We start from the raw sequence: 17,841 nt of genomic DNA on the forward strand, positions 1-17,841 counted from the left end.
TTGTTTCTGACTTACTATAACGAAATGAATATTCGAGCGGACAGCGGAACGCGAAACGGGGCAAACTGTACGGGCGTAGTAACGCGGATGGTCGGTTCATCCCGGTTTTATATAATACTCGCAACATAGCTCGAGCCGAAACGACGGCTCCGACGGGTGACGGAACGAACACATTCAGTCACCGGTAGTGTGAGACGAGCTATCGCGTCGAGAGAGAGAGACGCGATCGATCGCGTTCGTCATATCGCCGAACGGCGGGACATCAGTTCCCGGTACCGAGACGACACAGGAGGCGACGGCAACACCGGTCCGAAGTGCCTCTTCGTCCGTCGCGCCCCGGTCCAGCGCGGAGAGAACCCCCGCAAGCATCGAGTCGCCGGCGCCGACCGTGTCGACGACGTCGGCGTCCAGCGCCGTCGCGTGCAGGCGTTCGTCCGGCGTCGCCATGATCGCACCGTCGGCACCGAGCGACGCGATGACTCGGTCGTAGCCCCGCTGGCGGAGGTGTTCGATCGCATCGTAACAGTCCGCTCTAGATTCGACCCGTCGGCCCGTCGCCGCAGCGAGTTCCTCGCGGTTGGGCTTGCAGAGCGCGTAGGAAGCGTCCAATTCGCGGAGAATGTCCCCACCGACGTCGACGGCGGTCGGGCAGTCGCTCTCGCGGGCGATTCGGTCGATGGCGTCCGGTTCCAGACCCGGCGGGAGGCTGCCACCGACGACGACGGTATCGGGATCGTGACGGTCGATACTGCGGAGGAGGCCGTCGATCGCACTCGAGTCGACCGTCGGACCGTTGTGATTGATCTTGTATTCGGCCTCGTCGGTCAGGATCGTCGTATTGAGCCGCGTCCGCCCCTCGATCTCGACGAAGTCGCTGGGAATTCCGTCGTCGCTCAAGCTGTCGCGAACGAACCGACCCAGAAAGTCACCGACGACGCCGGTCGCGACCGTTTCCGTGTCGAGTTCGACGAGATACTGTGAGACGTTGATTCCCTTCCCCCCGGGGTCGACGTGCGCGGTGTCGGTCCTCGCGACCGTATCGGGGGCAGGGAGTTCGTCGACCGTCAGCGTGTGGTCGACAGCGGGATTGAGTGTGACTGTCAGAATCACCCCTCGGCCACCTCGACGAGCTCTACACCGGCGTTTTCGAACGGTTCACGCTGCTCGTCCGACAGCGTCGTATCGGTAACGAATACGTCCAGATCCCCGAAATCGGCGAATTTCACGAAGCTCTGTTTTCCCAGCTTGGAACCGTCGGAGACGAGCACGACGCGACCCGCGTTCTCGATCATGAGCGATTTGAGTCGCGCTTCGTCCTCGTTCGGTGTCATCAGCCCTTCGGACGGTTCGATGGCGTTCGTACCCAAAAACAGGAGATCGAAGTTCGTTCGCTCCATGAACCGCTCCGCGCTCGGCCCGGTGAGCGCGCGAGTCTCGTGACGGAGCGAGCCGCCGGTGAGCTTCACGTCGTCGTTCCGTTTCCCCAGTTCGATCGCCAGGATCGGCGAATTCGTGACTGCGAGGAACGGCAGATCCGTCGGGACGTTCTTGGCGACCTGCATCGTCGTCGATCCCGAATCGAAGAAGACGACCTGGTTCTCGGTCATCTCCTCGACCGCGCGTTCGCCGATCGCCATCTTGCCGTCGAGGTTCTGTACCTCCTTCTGGCCGTAGGTCTGTTCTTCGCCGACGGTCGTGGCCGGCACCGCGCCGCCGTGGGACCGTTCGATCAACTGCTGGTCCGCCAGGTCGGTGAGATCGCGACGGATCGTCGCCTTCGAACAGTCCATCTCCTCGGCGAGTTCGGCGACGGAACATTCGCCGCGCTCGGAGACTAGCTCGACGATTTCGCGCTTTCTCATTGCCGGTAGCATAGGTGTTCGTTCACGAGCGGATAGTACGGTCGCGTTCATATTTCTATCTGAATGTGATCGTTTTTGACCGCCCCTGGTGCACCGATTGGCAGCGACGATGTCGACGGCACCGTGGGCGAAATCGAACCGCAACCGACCGCTCGAGCCGCCCGATGGATCGCGCGTATAGACACCGTCTCAACCGTCAAGCACCTCGTCTGCGGTTGCACCGTCGAAGACGACCGCCTCGAGTGCGTCCAGAACGCGCTCGGGTTCGTCGCGCTGCCAGACGTTTCGACCGACCGCGAGGCCGCACACACCCGCATTCATCGCCGTCTCTACCAGAGAGAGGAACGCGCGATCGTCGGTTTTGGAGCCGCCGCTCAAGACGACGTTTACGTCGCCCGCCGCGTCCACCGCGTCGGCCATCGCGTCGCCGCTGCGCGGATACTTCACCTTCGCGATATCCGCACCGAGCTCGAGCGCGATTCGGGTCGCGTAGGCGATGACGTCCGGCTTGCGCTGCTCTTTCAGCGCCTGTCCGCGCGGATACGACCACATCGCCACCGGCAGGTCGTGTTCGCGAGCGGTCTCCTGTACCGACCGGAACTCCTCGAACATCTCCGGTTCGCGATTCGTCCCCGGGTACACCGTGTATCCCACGGCGTCAGCACCGAGCTCGAGCGCGTACTCCACCGAGCACGTCTGCGGCGAGTACGGCTCGCCCATCCAGAGACTGCTCGTGCCGTTGAGCTTCGCGATCAGGTTCACGTCGTCGGCGTAGGAGGGATAGTACGTCTCCGCAAGTCCCTTCTGGACGGCGAATCCGGTCACTGCGTCGTGCGTCGCCATCTCGAAGATCCTCTCCGGATCGAGCCGCTCGGGGACGTCCGCGAATGCGGTCGGCCCGTGTTCGAGTCCGTGATCGTGCGCGAGGATGATCGACTTCCCGTCCTGTACGATCGGCGTCTCGTCGAGTGGATGCATTCAATCTCGATCAGTACCAAATACAGTTAGCGACTAAACGTTACTGTACACGATTTATCTCTACTGTTTTGGTACGAAATATATGCGAGCGAGCACAACAGACGACTCGAGCGATCGGCCGTCTCGCGAGTTACTCGGTATCGGCTTCAGGAAGGACGACTTCGACGACGTCTCCGGCGTCGACATCGGCCCGTTCCAGGAGGCGGAGAAACTGCTCGCCGTCGCCGTCGGTGAGCACTCGAGCCGGGACGGTCTCCGTGGAGCGATCGAGTTTCGACTCGATCGCCTCGAGCCGCTCGAGGAGTTCGACCTCGATCGAATCGTCGTCCGCCCGTTCACGGGATCGATCCGTCCCGGTCTCGGTCACCGTCGCATCGTCGGTCGGAACCGAGTCGGCGTACGGATCGGTCGGCGCTCGAGCGAAGGCGTTCTCGAGCGCCTCGATATCGACGCCTTCTGCCTCGAGATCGACCGAATCCCGCCGAACGGACGGCACCGTTCCATCGGAAGCGAACGATTGGCGTTGCACGGTCTCCCACCGGCGTTTCCGAATCCGCGTCGCGGTCGTGTCCGTGATCCAGCCCGGTGCCCGCCACTCTCCCGCCTCGTAGAGCCGATGGATATCGTCGTCGTTCGTGCCCCAGACGAAACAGTGATCGAAGCGACGCTGGAATCGGTTGAGCGCATCACCGGTCGCGTGTTTGACGACGACGTGCATCGGCGCGAGATCGCCGACGAACTCGTCGATCGTCTCGAGAGACGGATGGTTACGGAGCTCGACGTGCTGGGTCGTACAGCGCACGTCCGAAATCGCCGCCGCATCACCCGTCGCGAGCTGGACGAAGACGCCAGCGGGGTCGTCCTCGATCGCGTCCAAGAGCCGGGACGCACTTCCCCGCGCGGGCGTCTCCGGGCCGGCGATCGTCACCCGCCCCTCCTCGAGCACCTCGGCAGTCCCATCGAACACCGCTCGTGTCTCGACTCCGGGAACGTCGAACTCGAGTGCGTTGTACAGTTTAGCGGCCTGCCCGACGAGCGTGATCGGCAGCGAGCGATCCAGCTCAGCCGTAATCCGTCCCAGCAACACCGCGTAGTGAACGCCGGTCAGGGAACTCGTCGCGACGACGACCCGCGAGCCGGCGTACGCTCGCTCGAGCACCGTTTCCAACGACTCGTTGAGCGCAGTCGGGTAGGACTCGTCGGTCGAAACGTTCAGGAGCACCGCGTCGATATCGAACGGGAACGTCGGGTCCAGTCCCGGAAAGCCCGCACAGGGGCGGGTCGTGAAATCGCCAGTTACCAGGAGATGCCGTTCCCCGTTCAAGAGCCCGTCAGCAACAGTCTCGTCGCGAAAGCGCACGACGAAGCCGGCTGCGCCCGGTGTGTGACCGGCGCTGACCGGCCGGACCTCGAGGTCGTGCAGGATCGACGTCCAGTCGTCGATCGGCTCGAGTGCGTCCAGCGCGTCCGACACGTCCCCGACATCGTTGTCCTTCCGGGCTTCCGGCAGTGCGTGCTCGAGGGCGGTCGCGGTCGCCGGCGACGCGTAAATCGGTGCGTTGTGTCGAACGTTTCTCGCGAGCGTTCGATAGTGATCGATGTGTGCGTGCGTGAGGAGAATCGCGTTGAGATACTCGTCCGCTGCGAGTAGCGAATCCAGCTCGACACCGTCGCCGGCGTCCACGAGAATGCACGCGCGTGTCCCATCATCGGTCGTGAATCGGAGGAGCGTCGATTCGTTACCGCCCCTTATGTTCGTATTCTGATAGGAGACGCGCATACACTTGTCCTCACTCACGGCTGGCGCTACTTAAATTCCACCTCAACTGTTAGCCAATTATAACATAATGGCGACAGATGTGTCTCGTGCCATCGACGCCGACCGTCGACTCGAACACCGGACGTGGTCGCAGCCCGGGTTCCCGGCTCGGTGCGCAGTCCCACCGTTCTACTCGGGGTATAACTCGTCCTCGCGGTCGACGCCGTCGATGCGGACGACGTCCGCCTCGTCCAACTCGAGATCCAGGGCCGCGCGGTTCGCCTCGAGGTGGTCCCGACTGGACGCCTTCGGAATCGGATAGATCCCCTTCGCTAGTAGCCAGGCGAGGCTGGCCTGCGCCGGCGAAACACCGTGCTTCTCGGCGACCGTGACGACCTCGGCGACGTCGCCGACCCGCCCGCCTGACAGCGGCGAGTACGCCACCAGCGGATAGCCGTGCTCGCGGGCGTGGGCCAGCCGATCCTCCGGCTGGAAGAGGGGGTGGTACTCGACCTGATTGGCGGCCGGTGGCCGTCCCATCACGTCCCGGAACCGCTCGAGCTGGTCGACCTCGAAGTTGCTGACCGCGACGCCGCCGACGAGGCCGTCCTCACGGGCCGCCGCCAGCGTCGGGAGGGTCCCGTCGGGATCGTAGTCGCCGCGGGGGCGGTGGACGTACAGTAGGTCCACGCGTTCGAGTCCGAGGCGCTCGAGGCTCGCCTCGACGCTCTCGTAGACGGTATCGGCACCGAGCTGGTCGACCCACACTTTCGTCGCGACGGTCAGCTCCTCGCGATCGATCGCCGCGCGCTCGATACCCTCGCCGACGACGACCTCGTTGTCGTATATCTGTGCGGTGTCGAGGTGACGGTATCCGAGCTGGATCGCCATCTCGATCGCCGCGGGATCGTCGATACCCATCGTCCCGAGCCCGAGTCGTGGAAGGTCCATGCCGCTAGATCCGCGACCGGCGAGAAGAGGGTGACGACCTCACCGAGCCGGCGAGCAACGAGGACGAAAGCGGTCGCCGAAGTACCCGTCCGGAGCGGATGAGACGATCGTCACTGTCTCTCTCCGCGCTTTCCCACACGGTTCCCGAGTACAGTCAGCCTCCCGACTACTGGTATCTGACCACCCTATCGACAATCACCGTATACGTCGACTGCCCTCGCCGTCGAAACGGCGGCCGCCCGCACCGATCCCAGCCGTTGACGTATCGGCCCCCCTCAGTGCTCGTATGAGCTACGTCGGTGTCGACTGGGCGGGTAGTTGCTGGGTCGTCGTCGCTATCGGCGACGAGATTACCGTGTCGACCGAGCCGTCGATCCTGAACGTCTGGACGGCGTACGAAGCGGACGCGGCGTCCATCCTCGTGGACGTCCCGATCGGCTTGCCCGAAGACGGGGATTGGGCGTGCGATCGCGCGGCGGCGCACCTCCTCGAGAGTCGATCGAGTTCCGTCTTTTCCATTCCCTGCCGAGCTGCCGTCACGGCCGAGACGTACGAGGAGGCGCGCGACGCGTGCGGCGGATCGCTGGGAAGCCAGAGCTGGTGGCTCTTCCCGCGAATCAACGAAGTCGACGCGTTCCTGCGGACCATCGACGACGCCCGGAAGATCGTCTACGAGAGTCATCCCGAAGTCTGCTTCGCGGCGTACGACGGCGGAGCGCTCCCGTCGAAAGGCGACGAGGACGGCCTCCGGGCTCGAGTAGCCGTTCTCGAGGGATTGAACGAACGGCTCGCAACGAAAGTCGGGAAGATCGTCGACGAGCGGCGAGACGGCACCGAGTGGCACGATCGCATCTCCAGTAGCCGGCGCGACGACGTCGTCGACGCCGCCGTCCTGGCTGTTACGGCGGAGCGACTCGAGCTCGGAGAGCGGACGCCCGAGCAGGCGTATCCGTCTCTTCCGGACGGAGACTATTCGGGGCCCGGTGAATCGGGGACGGACCCGGCACTGGAGATGCCGATGGAAATCGTGTTTCCGGGACGAGACCCCGGGCGAAGCGACGAGTAGCGACGACTCCGACTTCGGGTCGTCCGTCCCGAGAGCCGATTCGAAGCGATCGCTGCAGGGTACCGATGTCGGCCGTCTTCACTGTCGATCGGTTGCGAGTTCGAAGTATCCCTGTTCGTGTTTGATCGTTCCCTCGTTATCGAGTGCCGAAATCGCGCGGGTGATGGCACCGTCACTGTACCCGTACTCCTCCGAAATGGTCCGTCTAAGCGATTTGTGGGTGTGTCGGGTTCGCTCGAGTTCCGCGACGATCCGTTCGTTCAGGCGTTCGGGTTCACTCATCGTTCTCACCGTCGCTACTGACAGCCGTCCACGGCTACCGCCGTAGGTGTTCGCCTCGCCACCACTGGACGATCGGGTCGTCGCTGGCAGCGCGGTCGCGTCCACTGGCCACGCTCGCTGCGCGGCGACTCCGACGGATCGTCGATGGTGTCGGACGGCGAGTTGCTGCTTTCGAGAGCGGGAATCGAACGACCGGATCGAGCCGATCGACGGAGTTGCCCCTCGTTACGGCCCCTCGGCGAGATAGTCTCTAACGCAACGCCCCTGTGGATAGGTGAAGGTGACCGTCCCGTGGAGGATCGACGGCGTCGAGAGCGGGTCCGTCGGGGCGAACTGCTGAAATCGAGATCCCTCGGGGAAATCGAAGTCGATCCGATCGACCTCGGCCTCGAACAGTTCGCTGACGAACGGGATCGGGAACTCGACGAGTTCGTTGATTTCCGCTCGACCGCCGGCCGGATCCGGTATCTGCCGGTGGGCGTAGTAGTGGAGGTGACCCGTGAGCGTGTCGACCTGTTCGTCGCCGACGCTCACCGCCGCCTCGATGACGGAGTCGCCGTCGACCTCGAGCGTCGAGACCAACTCGTCGTCGTCCGTCGTCCACTCGCACGATCCGGCCTGAGCCGGAATCCCACCGCCCTCGCGGGTGTACGACTGCATCTGCGGAGAGTCGGTCCAGTAGCCGACCCAGAACCGTCCGGGAACGGGAAACTCTCCCTCCGCGCTACTGATCGCGGAACTGTCGTGGTCGGCTACCTCCACGGTCAGATAGGTGAGCGTATACGGCTCGAGGTGGCTGGTTTGCTCCGCGGATGGGACCCGATACATGTTCATCTGGATGAGGTTGTTCGGATGCGGGCTGAGCCCCGGTGGCAACACCGACTCGAGCACTTCGGGGTCGGCCTCGTAGCCGACGATGAGCATCCGCGCGTTCTTGATGAGCTGTGGCGAGGGGACGGTCGCCCCTGCCGGCATTCCGGTGTACGTCTCTGGATCGAATTGGTGGGTACTCATGGGCGCCTCGTGTGTGTCACTTGTTCGCTTCGACGCCGAAGTCTTCGGGTGCGAAGACGTCGGGAACCGGTTCGTCTCGGACGCCGCGAATGTCGTCGAGCACGGGCTTCAGATAGGCTCGGAATAGCTCCGGGCGCTCGCTCATCGGGAAGTGACCGGTCGCCTTCATCTCGTGAGCCGTCGCGCCGTCGCCGATGGCCGCGGCGGCCTCGCGGGCGTCGTCGGGATTGGTCAGGTAATCGTACTCGCCGTTCATCAGATACATCCGAACCTGGGTAGCGTCGATATCGTCGGCGGATTCGCTGTAGTCGTGATCCGTAGAGTAGTAGTGGAGATCGCCTTTGAGCACGCCGTTGGCACCCTGCTCGTACAGGTAGAGGGTTTCGCGGCGCGCCCACTCCGGCCCGTGGGGGGCCATCAGCCCCCACGTCGCGTGGGAGTTGACGTCGTTCGCGTTGACGTGAGGGTGGTCGAGCCACTGGATGTAGAACCCCGGCGTGAACAGGCCCGCCTCGAGACCGATCAGGGCTCGGAACCGCTCGGGATACCAGTCAGCGAGTTCGAGCGTGATCGTCCCGCCCATACTCGAGCCGATGAACACGGGGTCCTCGAGTTCGAGCGCGTCGGCGATGGAGACGATGGTGTCCGTGAATCGCTCGGCGGTGAGGTCGTACTGGTCGGCCCACCACGACTCGCTCGAGGGCGGGACCGATTTCCCGTGCCGGGGCAGGTCGTAGGCGACCACCCGGAAGTGCTCGGTTATCTCCGGGTCGTTTAGCACGTGCCGCCACTGCTGATTGTTGCACCCCGCGGTGTGCTGGCAGAGCAGCGGGATGCCGTCCGTCGGGCCAGCGGCTTCGTAGTAGATGCGATGATCGACGCCGTCGAGATCGACGGTAACGTACTGTCCCGTGATGGGCTCGTCCGTCACTTCTTCGGGTCGGTTTGACCCTTCGGTACGCGGTTGGCCGCCGTTGTGCGCCGTCCGCATCAGGTCGAGCGCCCGCTGGAACGGTCGGAAGTTCTGGAATATCGCCTCGTGATTGCCGATGAGGTCGAAGTAACCCTCTTCCCCCTTGACTGCGGTCCGGTAGAACGACGCGAACACTTCGTTGTGGTGTGGCGACGGCACTTCGCTGACGAATTCCTCCCACGCCTCGCGCGGGCCGACCACGCCGAACGACCACGCGTCGTCCAGCCCCGGCGTTCGGACGTCCTGCACCTCGCCACCCTGCATTTCGACGAGAAAGTGTTCCTCACCGATACCGACGACGAAGTTCTCGTCGAACGCGTCTCGGCCGTGCAACGTCATCTCCGGGTCCGAATTGACGACACCTTGATACTCGGACCACCATTCGTCACTGGCTAGTGTTTCGTTTGGCATGATTCGGTCTCCACCCCCGTTCCGATAGTGCGGTATGGACACGATCGTGAACGTGGGTATGGCTAACGTACTACAGAGAGTATCATAAACACACCGGCGCGAAGTGACACGAGAGACCAGTTCACCGCGAGGAAACGGGTACCTCCGGAGCAGACACCTCCATCACAGTTGAAATCGGCGACCGACAACTGGTGACGGAGACGTGCGTTGGTCGTGCCATCCGAACTCCGTCACGAAACCGCCCGGCACGACTTATACGTCGTCGAGATGTAGACCAGGTAACCAATGGTGTACCGTCCGTCCGAGAATTCGCTCTCGTTTCAGCACCTCCTCAGCCGGCTGTTTCAGGCGACTATCGGCGCCATACTCGTCGTCGGAGTCGTCACGCTGACCCTGAGCGTGATCGTGAACGCGGCTATCGCGCTGGGGGTGACGTTCGTCCCGGCCGTCCTGCGACGCGACTACCGTCTCAGTCTCGACCCGTGGATGACGCTGTGGATCACGGGGGCGCTCTTCCTGCACACGGTCGGAATGCTCGGCCTGTATCGCGACGTCTGGTGGTACGACCACATGACGCACACGCTCTCGGCGACGATCGTCGCCGGCGTCGGGTACGTGACCGCCCGCGCGGTCGACGAGTGGAGCGACGCGATCTATCTCCCGCCACGGTTCATGTCGGTGTACGTCCTCCTCTTCACGCTCGGTTTCGGCGTCTTCTGGGAGGTCACGGAGTTCGTCGCCCGAATCGGCGCCGACCTGCTCGGACTCGAGGCCGTGCTCATCCAGTACGGCCTCGAGGATACCCTTCTCGATCTGCTGTTCGACGCGGTCGGAGCCGTCATCGTCGCCATGTTCGGGACGGGACTGGTGTCGACGATGATCGATACGCTCGCGGCCAGGATCGGCGACCACCATGACGGCACGCACGACGGGGTCCGGGACGACCCCGCTGCTGGACGGACGACGACACGAGGCGGTGACGAATCCGGACACTTCGGCGGGTTCGTGTCCGACGGACCGGCGAACGCGCGTGCGTCTTGGGCGGTCACCGTCTTCCTCGGCGCCGTCGCGATCGGCGGGGTGTTCGCCGGTGCCATCCTCGCAGCGATACGCGTCGGCGTCGTGCTGGCGTTGGCGCTGCTCCCGGCGCTGGCGTATCGGGATCACCGGGCGACGCTTCCGTGGCCGGTCCTCGGACTCGCCAGCCTCCCGGTATTCGGTACCGTGATCGAACAGCCGTGGCTGACGTCGAATCTCGTCACCTACGTTGCCGTCGCGACGGTCGCACTCGTGATCGCGGTCGAACTCAACCTGTTCACGGCCGTCAGGATGTCGCCCCGGTTCGCCGTCGTCTTCGTCGTCGTCACGACGATGGCGACGGCGGGACTCTGGGCGCTCGGTCGCTGGTTCGCTGACCTCTCTCTGGGAACGGAGCTGCTCTTACAGCCCGGCTACACGGACGCCGAGATCGAGACCGCGCTTATGTGGGAGTTCCTCCACGCCGTGGTGGCCGGGGTAGTCGCCGGCATCGTGTTCGAGTGGGGCTTCCGGCGGCGGGAGGAGTGACGTCCCGCGACACGGACGGATGGCCGCCATTGCTCGCTACTCCTCCTCGAACGACAGGGGTACGTCGACCGACGGCCGAAGGGCAGTGCCCCCTCGATTATCGTCGGCAGGTCGAGACGGCTCCTGAACGTCCTGGTGTCAGGAGCCGACGCTGGTACGGAAGACATCCGCAGGCGAAGAGCGGGCGCATACCGATCACCGTCGGGCCGATAGAGGCGATCGGGGACGAACGGCCGCGTCACGAAACCCGGTCGGATCGCTCCCTCGAGCGCTCGAGGGGAGAACCGGTCGCCGCGTTCTCGACGACCGCACGGCCGGGTAATTCGGGGTTCGGCGACCGACCCAGCGTGAGCAGTCGCTCGGTGAACGTGAGCTCTTTCGCGGTCGGACTCGATTTCTCGATCCCTTCGAACTCGACCGCGACGCCCTCGGCAACGGCTTCGATGCGGACGACACACAGCTGATACGACGGATAGAAGACCGGTGGGAGTCGCCCGGCGACGACGTCCCGCCGGTGGAGTCGCTTCAGCCAGGTTCCGGTGTTGACGAGCAGCCTGTCCTCGACTTGCCGCATCGACGGCCGGTGGGTGTGTCCGTAACAGAAGACGGCCGTCTCCGGGCGGTCGGCGAAGACCTCACGGGCGGCCCGCACGTACGGCGCTTCCGGATCGACCGTGAGGTCCGTCTCGGCGATCCCGAACCGGTCGACCGTCTCCCTGACGTCCCGAAGCAGGAAGTACGCGGGAATCCCGACGAGCAACAACAACCCGGCGATCACCGCGTTGATCGTGAGTAGCAGGTGAACGGCCGTTCCCGCGAGGCCGAACCGATCCAGAAACGCGTCGGCCGATTCGACCGGCATCGTCCAGATGCCGGCCAGATCGAGCCCCGCGAGCACCGCCAAGATGACGCTGACGTTGAACAGCAACAGAAACGGGACCGCAGCGTACCGCAAAAGCGGATTCATCTCGCGGTAGAAGTACTTCGAGACGAGCCAGTGCGGCATGCGCTCGGTCGGCGTGACCGCCTGTACGTCTTTCAACCAGTTGTACCGTCCCCGGTCGGACAGCTGTCCGGCCCGACTCGTCACGTGCGTGTTATAGAAGTACCCCATTGGCGTCGCGTGCGGATTGCCGAAGTCCTCGATTCGGTTGTTGGGATCCCGCTGGTGGCCGTGTTCGAAGTAAACCGTTCGGTCGCCGACCGGCCGGGTGATCGACTCGGATCGGACGAGATCGACGTTGTACTCGGCGAGGCGCTCGACGTACGCGTCGTAGGCGGCGAGTTCGTGGTCGTGGTTACCCGGTTGCAGCGTGATCGGGACGGACTCGCCGGTCGCACGGAGCTGTTCGAACAGCGCCGGATACGTCTCGACGAGAACGTCGAACTTCTCCAGCCCCTCGATTTCGGTGAGCTCCCAGAGGCCGAACGCGTCACCGTTGATGATCAGCTCCGCGTCCTCGTCAGTCGTTTCCAGCCGCTCGAGAAAGTCGAGCAACTCGTCGAGGAAATCGACCGTCCCCAGCTGTTCGTCGCCGCCGATGTGGAGGTCGCTGATAACGTAATAGACCCGGCCGTCGGCGTCGTCCGTCATAGAGTCGACTATCGTGTCCATCACACAAGGTCCTGTGCCCGGCAGTTCGAGGAGACAACCGCGCTCCTCCGGGGGTCACGACGCGAATGGCCGGCTCGGTTCCGGGCCGGTCGATCACCGGGCGACCCCCGTCTCGAGCGAGTTGCTAAACCGTCTTACTGAACGTCGTCGCTCGATCTGCGGCCAGGTCGAGCACTGTCATCTCGGAGTCACTGCAGTAGCGTTGCCAGTTACGCCGATACCAGAGATATATCTGTTACAGACGTCTGTAACAGCCATTGTGACGACAGCGGCAAGATTCCACCCTCCAGAGCGATATTCAGCTGAGACGGCGTCCGGGGTATCGTAGCCAGTTATTTATACCTCGTTGCACAAAATCAGACAGTGTCTGAGATGGCGAAACGAGATATTACAGTCTGCATCGACGCGTACCCGGATGCGGACGCCGACGTATTTCGCATCAAAGCAGCGGACGATATTCTCCGTCTGCTCGTCGACGCCCACGAGACTGAGTTCACGATCCCCGATCTCGTCGATGCGACGGACGTCACTCGCTCGACAGTCTGGCGGGCCGTCGAGCTGCTCGAGCGTATCGGTGCCGTTCGGATACGGGAGACGCCGCAGCGGAACTACGTCGCTATCGACCCGGACCGCCTCCAGAAAGACGATCCGATACTCGCGGTCGACCAGTCGGAGTTCCACGCACCGATTCGAGCGTTCGTTGAGCGGGTTCGAACCGCAATCGCCGACGCTGACGACGTCGACACTATTCTCGGCATCGTCGTCTTCGGAAGCGTCGCTCGCGGAGAGGCGGACCGCCAGAGCGACATCGACCTGTTCGTCGTCGTCGACGGCGACCGGACGAGTGCTCGACGCATCGTGACCGACGTCGTTGCCGAGCTCCGCGAGCAGCGATTCGATGGAGATCGGTTCGATTTCGAGCCGTACGTCGAATCCGCGGAGAGCGCACAACGAGCCGGATCGAAGCTCCGTGAAATCTTCGCAGAGGGTATCACAGTGGACGGTGACGACCAGCTTCAGTCGCTTCGCAAGGAGGTGTTCGCCGATGAGTAGTACACGCATCGAGCAGCTCATCGACGACGTTCAGGCGGCGTTCGACCGCCGGCCAACCGCCATCGAACCCGGTCTCGACGTCGAGGACGCAGCGCTCCTCCAGTTACGGAAGGCGTGTCGGTTGCTCGCTGGTGCTGGAACCCTGCGTGATGCACGGTACGACACGCTCGTCGTCGAAGCATCGTTCGTAGCTATCGAACGGACGATCGAATTCCGGCTCCTCGAGCGGGGGAGGATGCAGCCAGACGATCTCCCCGGCACGCATCCCGGGGTATACCGAGAAGCAGCGACAATCGGAATCGTGGCCGAATCGACCGCAGAAGACCTCGCCGATCTCTGGCGCGATCACCGGGCGAAAACGTACTACCAAGACGGCCTCGCCGCGGCGGATCGTGCCGCGGAGATGTATGCGCTTGCCAGGGAGATCCACGCCTTCGTCGTCAACCGGTCTCCACAGAGCCACGAGTGTCTCTGTGACGAGATAGACTGAGGCGAGACCACATCAAATCGCTCTTGCGGACTCCCGGGACAGCCCTTCCGTCGCCCAATTACGGGATCTTCCAGAGTAGCACCGTTCTCTGCTCCGGTGGGGAAATCTCCCGCACTCACCGCGGTCGTGTCAAGGAAAGGCTGAAGAGAGAGGTCGGGTTCAAAACCGCTCGTCGCTTTTCACGAGGCCCGAAGGACAATGGCATTGACGCGAGTTCCTGCCGAACGCGATCCTTCCGTTTCAGTTTCACCGCGGTTGGATCGGTTATATACCGATTTGGACGCTCTACTCGTACAGCGAGCAGTTCCTCAGACCGGTCGCGATAACACGCTCCACGTACCACCGCAGCTCACCTCGGCAAAGGAGGGCGGGTCAAAATGGCACATATAGGATGAATTAACCACAGCTCCGTTCGCACTCACTGTGCAATTCCGACATCACGATCGTCCGTCCGGTCAGCGAGCCTATGTCGGGTGAGAGAACGACGATAGACGCAGAGTATCGTGATACTGAGGGTCCTGCGGGATTTTCTCGACGATGATAGCTGGATGGATCTCCCGGGTAGTAACTGGCGGGAGCGAAACGGTTCACAGATACGAGTGCCGACACCGTGGGACCACCGTCGCGGAGGCGACCGACGCGTGCCCTCGATGCGGGGCGGCGGAGATCGCTCGGTATCACCTCCCCTGACCATCTCCGTTGAGCGGTGCCTCACTGCAGCGCGGGCCGCCACCGTCACCTCGGTTCAAACCGCTTATCGCCGCCGACGCTGCTCGAGCGATCGCAACTGCTCGATCCGGGTTTCAGTCGCCGGGTGCGTCGAGGGTCGCCACCCGAGCATCCGACGAACCTCCGACATCGTCGGGCGGACGACCCTCGTGTAGAGCCATATCAAAACTCGATTTACCCCGTTGGGACCCGCAGGTCCCTCGAACGAGACGCCCGGCAAATACCGGTCCACCCAGTGTTCCGCATTGCCCTCCGCATCCTCGACTGACAGCGGCCGCGGCACGATTCCCGAGCATCGCGCTCGCGTACACCCGTGCGTCCTGCTTCGGACGGTCGTCCTCGAGCGTCTCGAGTGCGCCCGCCAACGCGGCCGGGTCGCCGATGAGCTGACACGCTCTACGATCGACGGCGTACTCGCGGGTCTTCGAGAACAGTCCGAGCGAGATCGCGTTCACACCGAGCAGTCCCCGTGCGACGATGCGCACGACGAGATACGCCAGCCCGATCGCCGATCGCGACGGTCGCGGCGACGGCGGTGACGACCGAGAGGTCACGGTTGGCGACGTGAGCAACCTCGTGAGCGAGGACCGCTTCGAGTTCGTCCCCGTCGAGTTGCTCGAGCAGTCCCGTCGTGACGACGATCGTCGGCGACCGTTGCGGTCCGACGGTCAGACAACCCGGTTCGGCTCGGTCGGCGACGGCCACCGACGGGGACGGGACATTCGCCTGCGCTGCCAGCCGTCGGACTCCTCCGGTGACGGTTCGCGGACCGCCACCCTCGAGTTCCTCGAGACTGAGCCCAGCAACGACAGTTCGCGAGGCGTATCGTCCCTGCAGGGCGGCGAGTCCGATCGCGCCGAGGAGGACCGCACCCACGGTGAACGGAACCCCGAATGCAGTCGGCAGTGGCCGCCCGCTCGCAGACGCCACACGGAGACCGCTCCAGGCGAGGACCGAGAGGAAGAGCGCGTTGACGCCCACCACCAGCGCGAGTGCACCAGCGATCCGAATCTGGCGGTGACGGTTCGGGGAGAGTGGCACACTGTCGGCTCGCTCCCGAATTCCGAACAGTATTTCGGGAGCGGCGGTGCGCGGTAGCTCCGAGTACCGGTCGAATATCCGTCTGCGTTCGATGACGATTTGGATACCGCCGACGACAGCTATCGACTCGACACGACGACGGACTCGGCACACAGTACTCTCGTGTGTCATGGGGGAAGCTCATCGAGCAGTACCTATCTATCACGGCGCGGATTTCGCAGCCTCTCCAACGCGGTCGTTGTCACTGATCTGACGGTGTAGCTTCTGTTTCTAAAACTGGTTTTTGCAAGGAACACTACAAAACATCAGTTTAGGAACGATTTTTCTGGTGAGATCGCCTATCCAACGACGATGACAACGAGCCGAACAAATCCGAACGTGATCGCAGTCTGTGGCAGTTTGCGTGACGAAAGCCGGACGCGAATCGCCACGAACGAGGTACTCACAGCCGCGGCTGAGGGTGGTGCGACGACAGAACTGATCGACCTACGATCGTACGACCTGCCGAGATTACACGCCGACGAGACGGACGTCCCGGACGCGGAGAGACTCCGAGAATCCGTCGTACAGGCCGATAGTGTCCTTCTCGGGACGCCCAACTACCACGGGTCCTACTCGGGTGCACTCAAAAACGCTCTGGACTACTGTCGGCGTGACGACTTCGAGGGAACGACTGTCGGCCTGCTCGAAGTCGCAGCAGGGGACTTCCCTGGCTCCGCACTCGGACACCTCCGGGCCGTTAGTCGGACGCTCCGCGCGTGGACCCTGCCGACGGAGGTTGCGATTCCCAATTCGCAGACAGTAATCACCGACGATGGAATCAGCGATTCCGACATCGCCGAGCGAGCGCGGCGACTCGGGCACGAACTCGTCGCCTACGCAGGCATGTCGAGCTACCCGGAATTAAACCAGCTGTCAGCCGCCCCCACGGCTGACTTCGGGGCAGACAACTAACATGAGAGCAATGCAACTTCCAACTCTCGACGGGATGGACGCGCTGGTCTACGAAGATGTCCCCCGACCCGAACCGAACAGCGACGAACTGCTCGTGCGTGTCCACGCAGCTGGCGTAAATCCACTCGACTGGCTCATCTGCCGCGGAGCACTCCCGGAGGTACGCGACGAACCGCTTCCGTGGATCCCCGGTTGGGACCTCTCAGGCGTCGTCGTGTCTGTCGGGGATGACGTGACGGCGTTTGAACGGGGTGACGCCGTCTGCGGCATGGTGCGACCGCCCGGTGCTGGCGGCACGTTTGCCGAATACGCGACGATGAGTACCGCGGAAGTCACGGCGAAGCCGGCATCGCTTTCGCACACCGATGCTGCGGGCGTTCCAATGGCAGGCCAGACCGCCTTTCACGCCCTCTATGAGACCGGCGGACTCGAGCCCGGACAGCGGGTTCTCGTCCACGGGGCGGCCGGTGGCGTCGGTCACATGGCCATCCAGTTGGCGAAGAATACCGGAGCGCATGTGATCGGCACCGCCTCGGGACGAAACGAGCAGTTCCTCCGCGATCTCGGCGTTGACGAGTTCGTCAACTACCGCGAGGAGCGATTCGAAGCCATCCTCGACGATGTAGATATCGTCCTCGATGCCATCGGTGGCGAAGTCCTAGAACGGTCGGTCGACGTTACTCAGCCAGGTGGTGTGGTCGTCACGCTCCCGGAGCAACCGTCAGAAGACGGTATCGAGCGATGCCGGACAGAGGACGACGTTGCAGTCCGCTTCTTCGATGTTCTCACGGAGTCAGATCCGGCAATACTTCGACAGGTGGCTACCCACGTTGAAGCGGGCGTTCTCGAGCCCACGATCAGTGATACGTATCCACTCGCTAACACACAGGAGGCACTCGAACAGAGTGCAGACGGCCACGTTCGTGGTAAACTCGTCGTAGGGGTGATCGACGACGAATAACTGCCGGACACGGGTCAGGTCGAGGGGATCGAGCACGTCGAACTGTGGGGCCTGTCCGCTCCGAGGCAGCCGAAGGATACGACGAGGCGCTCGGTCTCGAGATCGTCGCGGGACTCGAGCGCGTATCCGCTGTTGA

At 63.3% G+C, this 17,841-nt stretch carries 15 protein-coding genes and 1 pseudogene; 6 read left to right on the forward strand and 10 right to left on the reverse strand.

The window, feature by feature from the left end; all coding sequences use genetic code 11:
• Positions 1-174 precede the first annotated feature (174 nt).
• The 5 genes from pfkB to BMX07_RS17075 form a co-directional block, all read right to left on the reverse strand.
• The gene (pfkB, locus tag BMX07_RS17055) at positions 175-1,110 is read right to left on the reverse strand and encodes a 1-phosphofructokinase (RefSeq protein ID WP_090620101.1); all 936 of its coding nucleotides are present in this window, start codon (positions 1,108-1,110) and stop codon (positions 175-177) included.
• Positions 1,107-1,874: an HTH-type transcriptional regulator GlpR gene (glpR, locus tag BMX07_RS17060; protein ID WP_090620104.1), complete on the reverse strand. Its 768-nt coding sequence runs from the start codon at positions 1,872-1,874 to the stop codon at positions 1,107-1,109. Before glpR ends, pfkB begins: the two co-directional genes overlap by 4 nt.
• Positions 1,875-2,051: 177 nt before the next feature.
• The gene (locus BMX07_RS17065) at positions 2,052-2,840 is read right to left on the reverse strand and encodes a class I fructose-bisphosphate aldolase (RefSeq protein WP_090620107.1); all 789 of its coding nucleotides are present in this window, start codon (positions 2,838-2,840) and stop codon (positions 2,052-2,054) included.
• Positions 2,841-2,970: 130 nt separating this feature from the next.
• A complete protein-coding gene (locus tag BMX07_RS17070; RefSeq protein WP_090620110.1) occupies positions 2,971-4,620 on the reverse strand; it encodes an MBL fold metallo-hydrolase in 1,650 nt (549 codons plus the stop codon).
• A gap of 168 nt (positions 4,621-4,788) precedes the next feature.
• Complete coding sequence (locus BMX07_RS17075) at positions 4,789-5,550, reverse strand: aldo/keto reductase (RefSeq protein WP_090620113.1); 762 nt, start codon at positions 5,548-5,550, stop codon at positions 4,789-4,791.
• A gap of 286 nt (positions 5,551-5,836) precedes the next feature.
• Between BMX07_RS17075 and BMX07_RS17080 the strand changes: the two genes are divergently transcribed.
• Positions 5,837-6,616, forward strand: coding sequence for a DUF429 domain-containing protein (locus tag BMX07_RS17080; RefSeq protein ID WP_090620116.1), 780 nt, complete (start codon positions 5,837-5,839; stop codon positions 6,614-6,616).
• A 78-nt stretch (positions 6,617-6,694) separates the two neighbouring features.
• Here the strand turns inward: BMX07_RS17080 and BMX07_RS17085 are convergent, their stop codons facing one another.
• From BMX07_RS17085 to BMX07_RS17095, 3 genes are all read right to left on the reverse strand, one after another.
• Positions 6,695-6,898, reverse strand: a complete 204-nt coding sequence (locus BMX07_RS17085) for a hypothetical protein (RefSeq protein WP_139210939.1) — start codon at positions 6,896-6,898, stop codon at positions 6,695-6,697.
• 225 nt (positions 6,899-7,123) lie between these two features.
• Positions 7,124-7,912: an acetoacetate decarboxylase family protein gene (locus BMX07_RS17090; protein WP_090620122.1), complete on the reverse strand. Its 789-nt coding sequence runs from the start codon at positions 7,910-7,912 to the stop codon at positions 7,124-7,126.
• A 16-nt stretch (positions 7,913-7,928) separates the two neighbouring features.
• Complete coding sequence (locus BMX07_RS17095; protein ID WP_090620125.1) at positions 7,929-9,296, reverse strand: alpha/beta fold hydrolase; 1,368 nt, start codon at positions 9,294-9,296, stop codon at positions 7,929-7,931.
• 285 nt (positions 9,297-9,581) lie between these two features.
• Between BMX07_RS17095 and BMX07_RS24900 the strand changes: the two genes are divergently transcribed.
• On the forward strand, positions 9,582-10,862 hold the full coding sequence (locus BMX07_RS24900; protein WP_217643704.1) for a DUF2238 domain-containing protein: 1,281 nt from the start codon (positions 9,582-9,584) through the stop codon (positions 10,860-10,862).
• A gap of 238 nt (positions 10,863-11,100) precedes the next feature.
• Here BMX07_RS24900 and BMX07_RS17105 read toward each other — a convergent pair whose 3' ends face one another.
• Positions 11,101-12,456, reverse strand: coding sequence for a metallophosphoesterase (locus BMX07_RS17105; RefSeq protein WP_090620128.1), 1,356 nt, complete (start codon positions 12,454-12,456; stop codon positions 11,101-11,103).
• Between the two features lie 393 nt (positions 12,457-12,849).
• Between BMX07_RS17105 and BMX07_RS17110 the strand changes: the two genes are divergently transcribed.
• Positions 12,850-13,530 carry a nucleotidyltransferase domain-containing protein gene (locus BMX07_RS17110; protein WP_090620130.1) on the forward strand — a complete coding sequence of 227 codons (681 nt, stop codon included), beginning with the start codon at positions 12,850-12,852 and terminating at the stop codon, positions 13,528-13,530.
• Complete coding sequence (locus BMX07_RS17115) at positions 13,523-14,020, forward strand: DUF8154 family protein (protein WP_090620133.1); 498 nt, start codon at positions 13,523-13,525, stop codon at positions 14,018-14,020. Before BMX07_RS17110 ends, BMX07_RS17115 begins: the two co-directional genes overlap by 8 nt.
• Positions 14,021-14,774: 754 nt before the next feature.
• Here the strand turns inward: BMX07_RS17115 and BMX07_RS17120 are convergent.
• Positions 14,775-15,790, reverse strand: a pseudogene (locus BMX07_RS17120) (M48 family metallopeptidase).
• 351 nt (positions 15,791-16,141) lie between these two features.
• Here BMX07_RS17120 and BMX07_RS17125 point away from each other — a divergent pair.
• Together BMX07_RS17125 and BMX07_RS17130 are read left to right on the forward strand one after the other, a co-directional pair.
• A complete protein-coding gene (locus BMX07_RS17125) occupies positions 16,142-16,744 on the forward strand; it encodes an NADPH-dependent FMN reductase (protein ID WP_090620135.1) in 603 nt (200 codons plus the stop codon).
• A 34-nt stretch (positions 16,745-16,778) separates the two neighbouring features.
• Positions 16,779-17,705, forward strand: a complete 927-nt coding sequence (locus tag BMX07_RS17130) for an NADP-dependent oxidoreductase (RefSeq protein ID WP_245742146.1) — start codon at positions 16,779-16,781, stop codon at positions 17,703-17,705.
• Positions 17,706-17,841: the final 136 nt, after the last annotated feature.

Source organism: Natrinema salaciae (genome assembly GCF_900110865.1).
GTDB classification, from domain to species: Archaea; Halobacteriota; Halobacteria; order Halobacteriales; family Natrialbaceae; genus Natrinema; species Natrinema salaciae.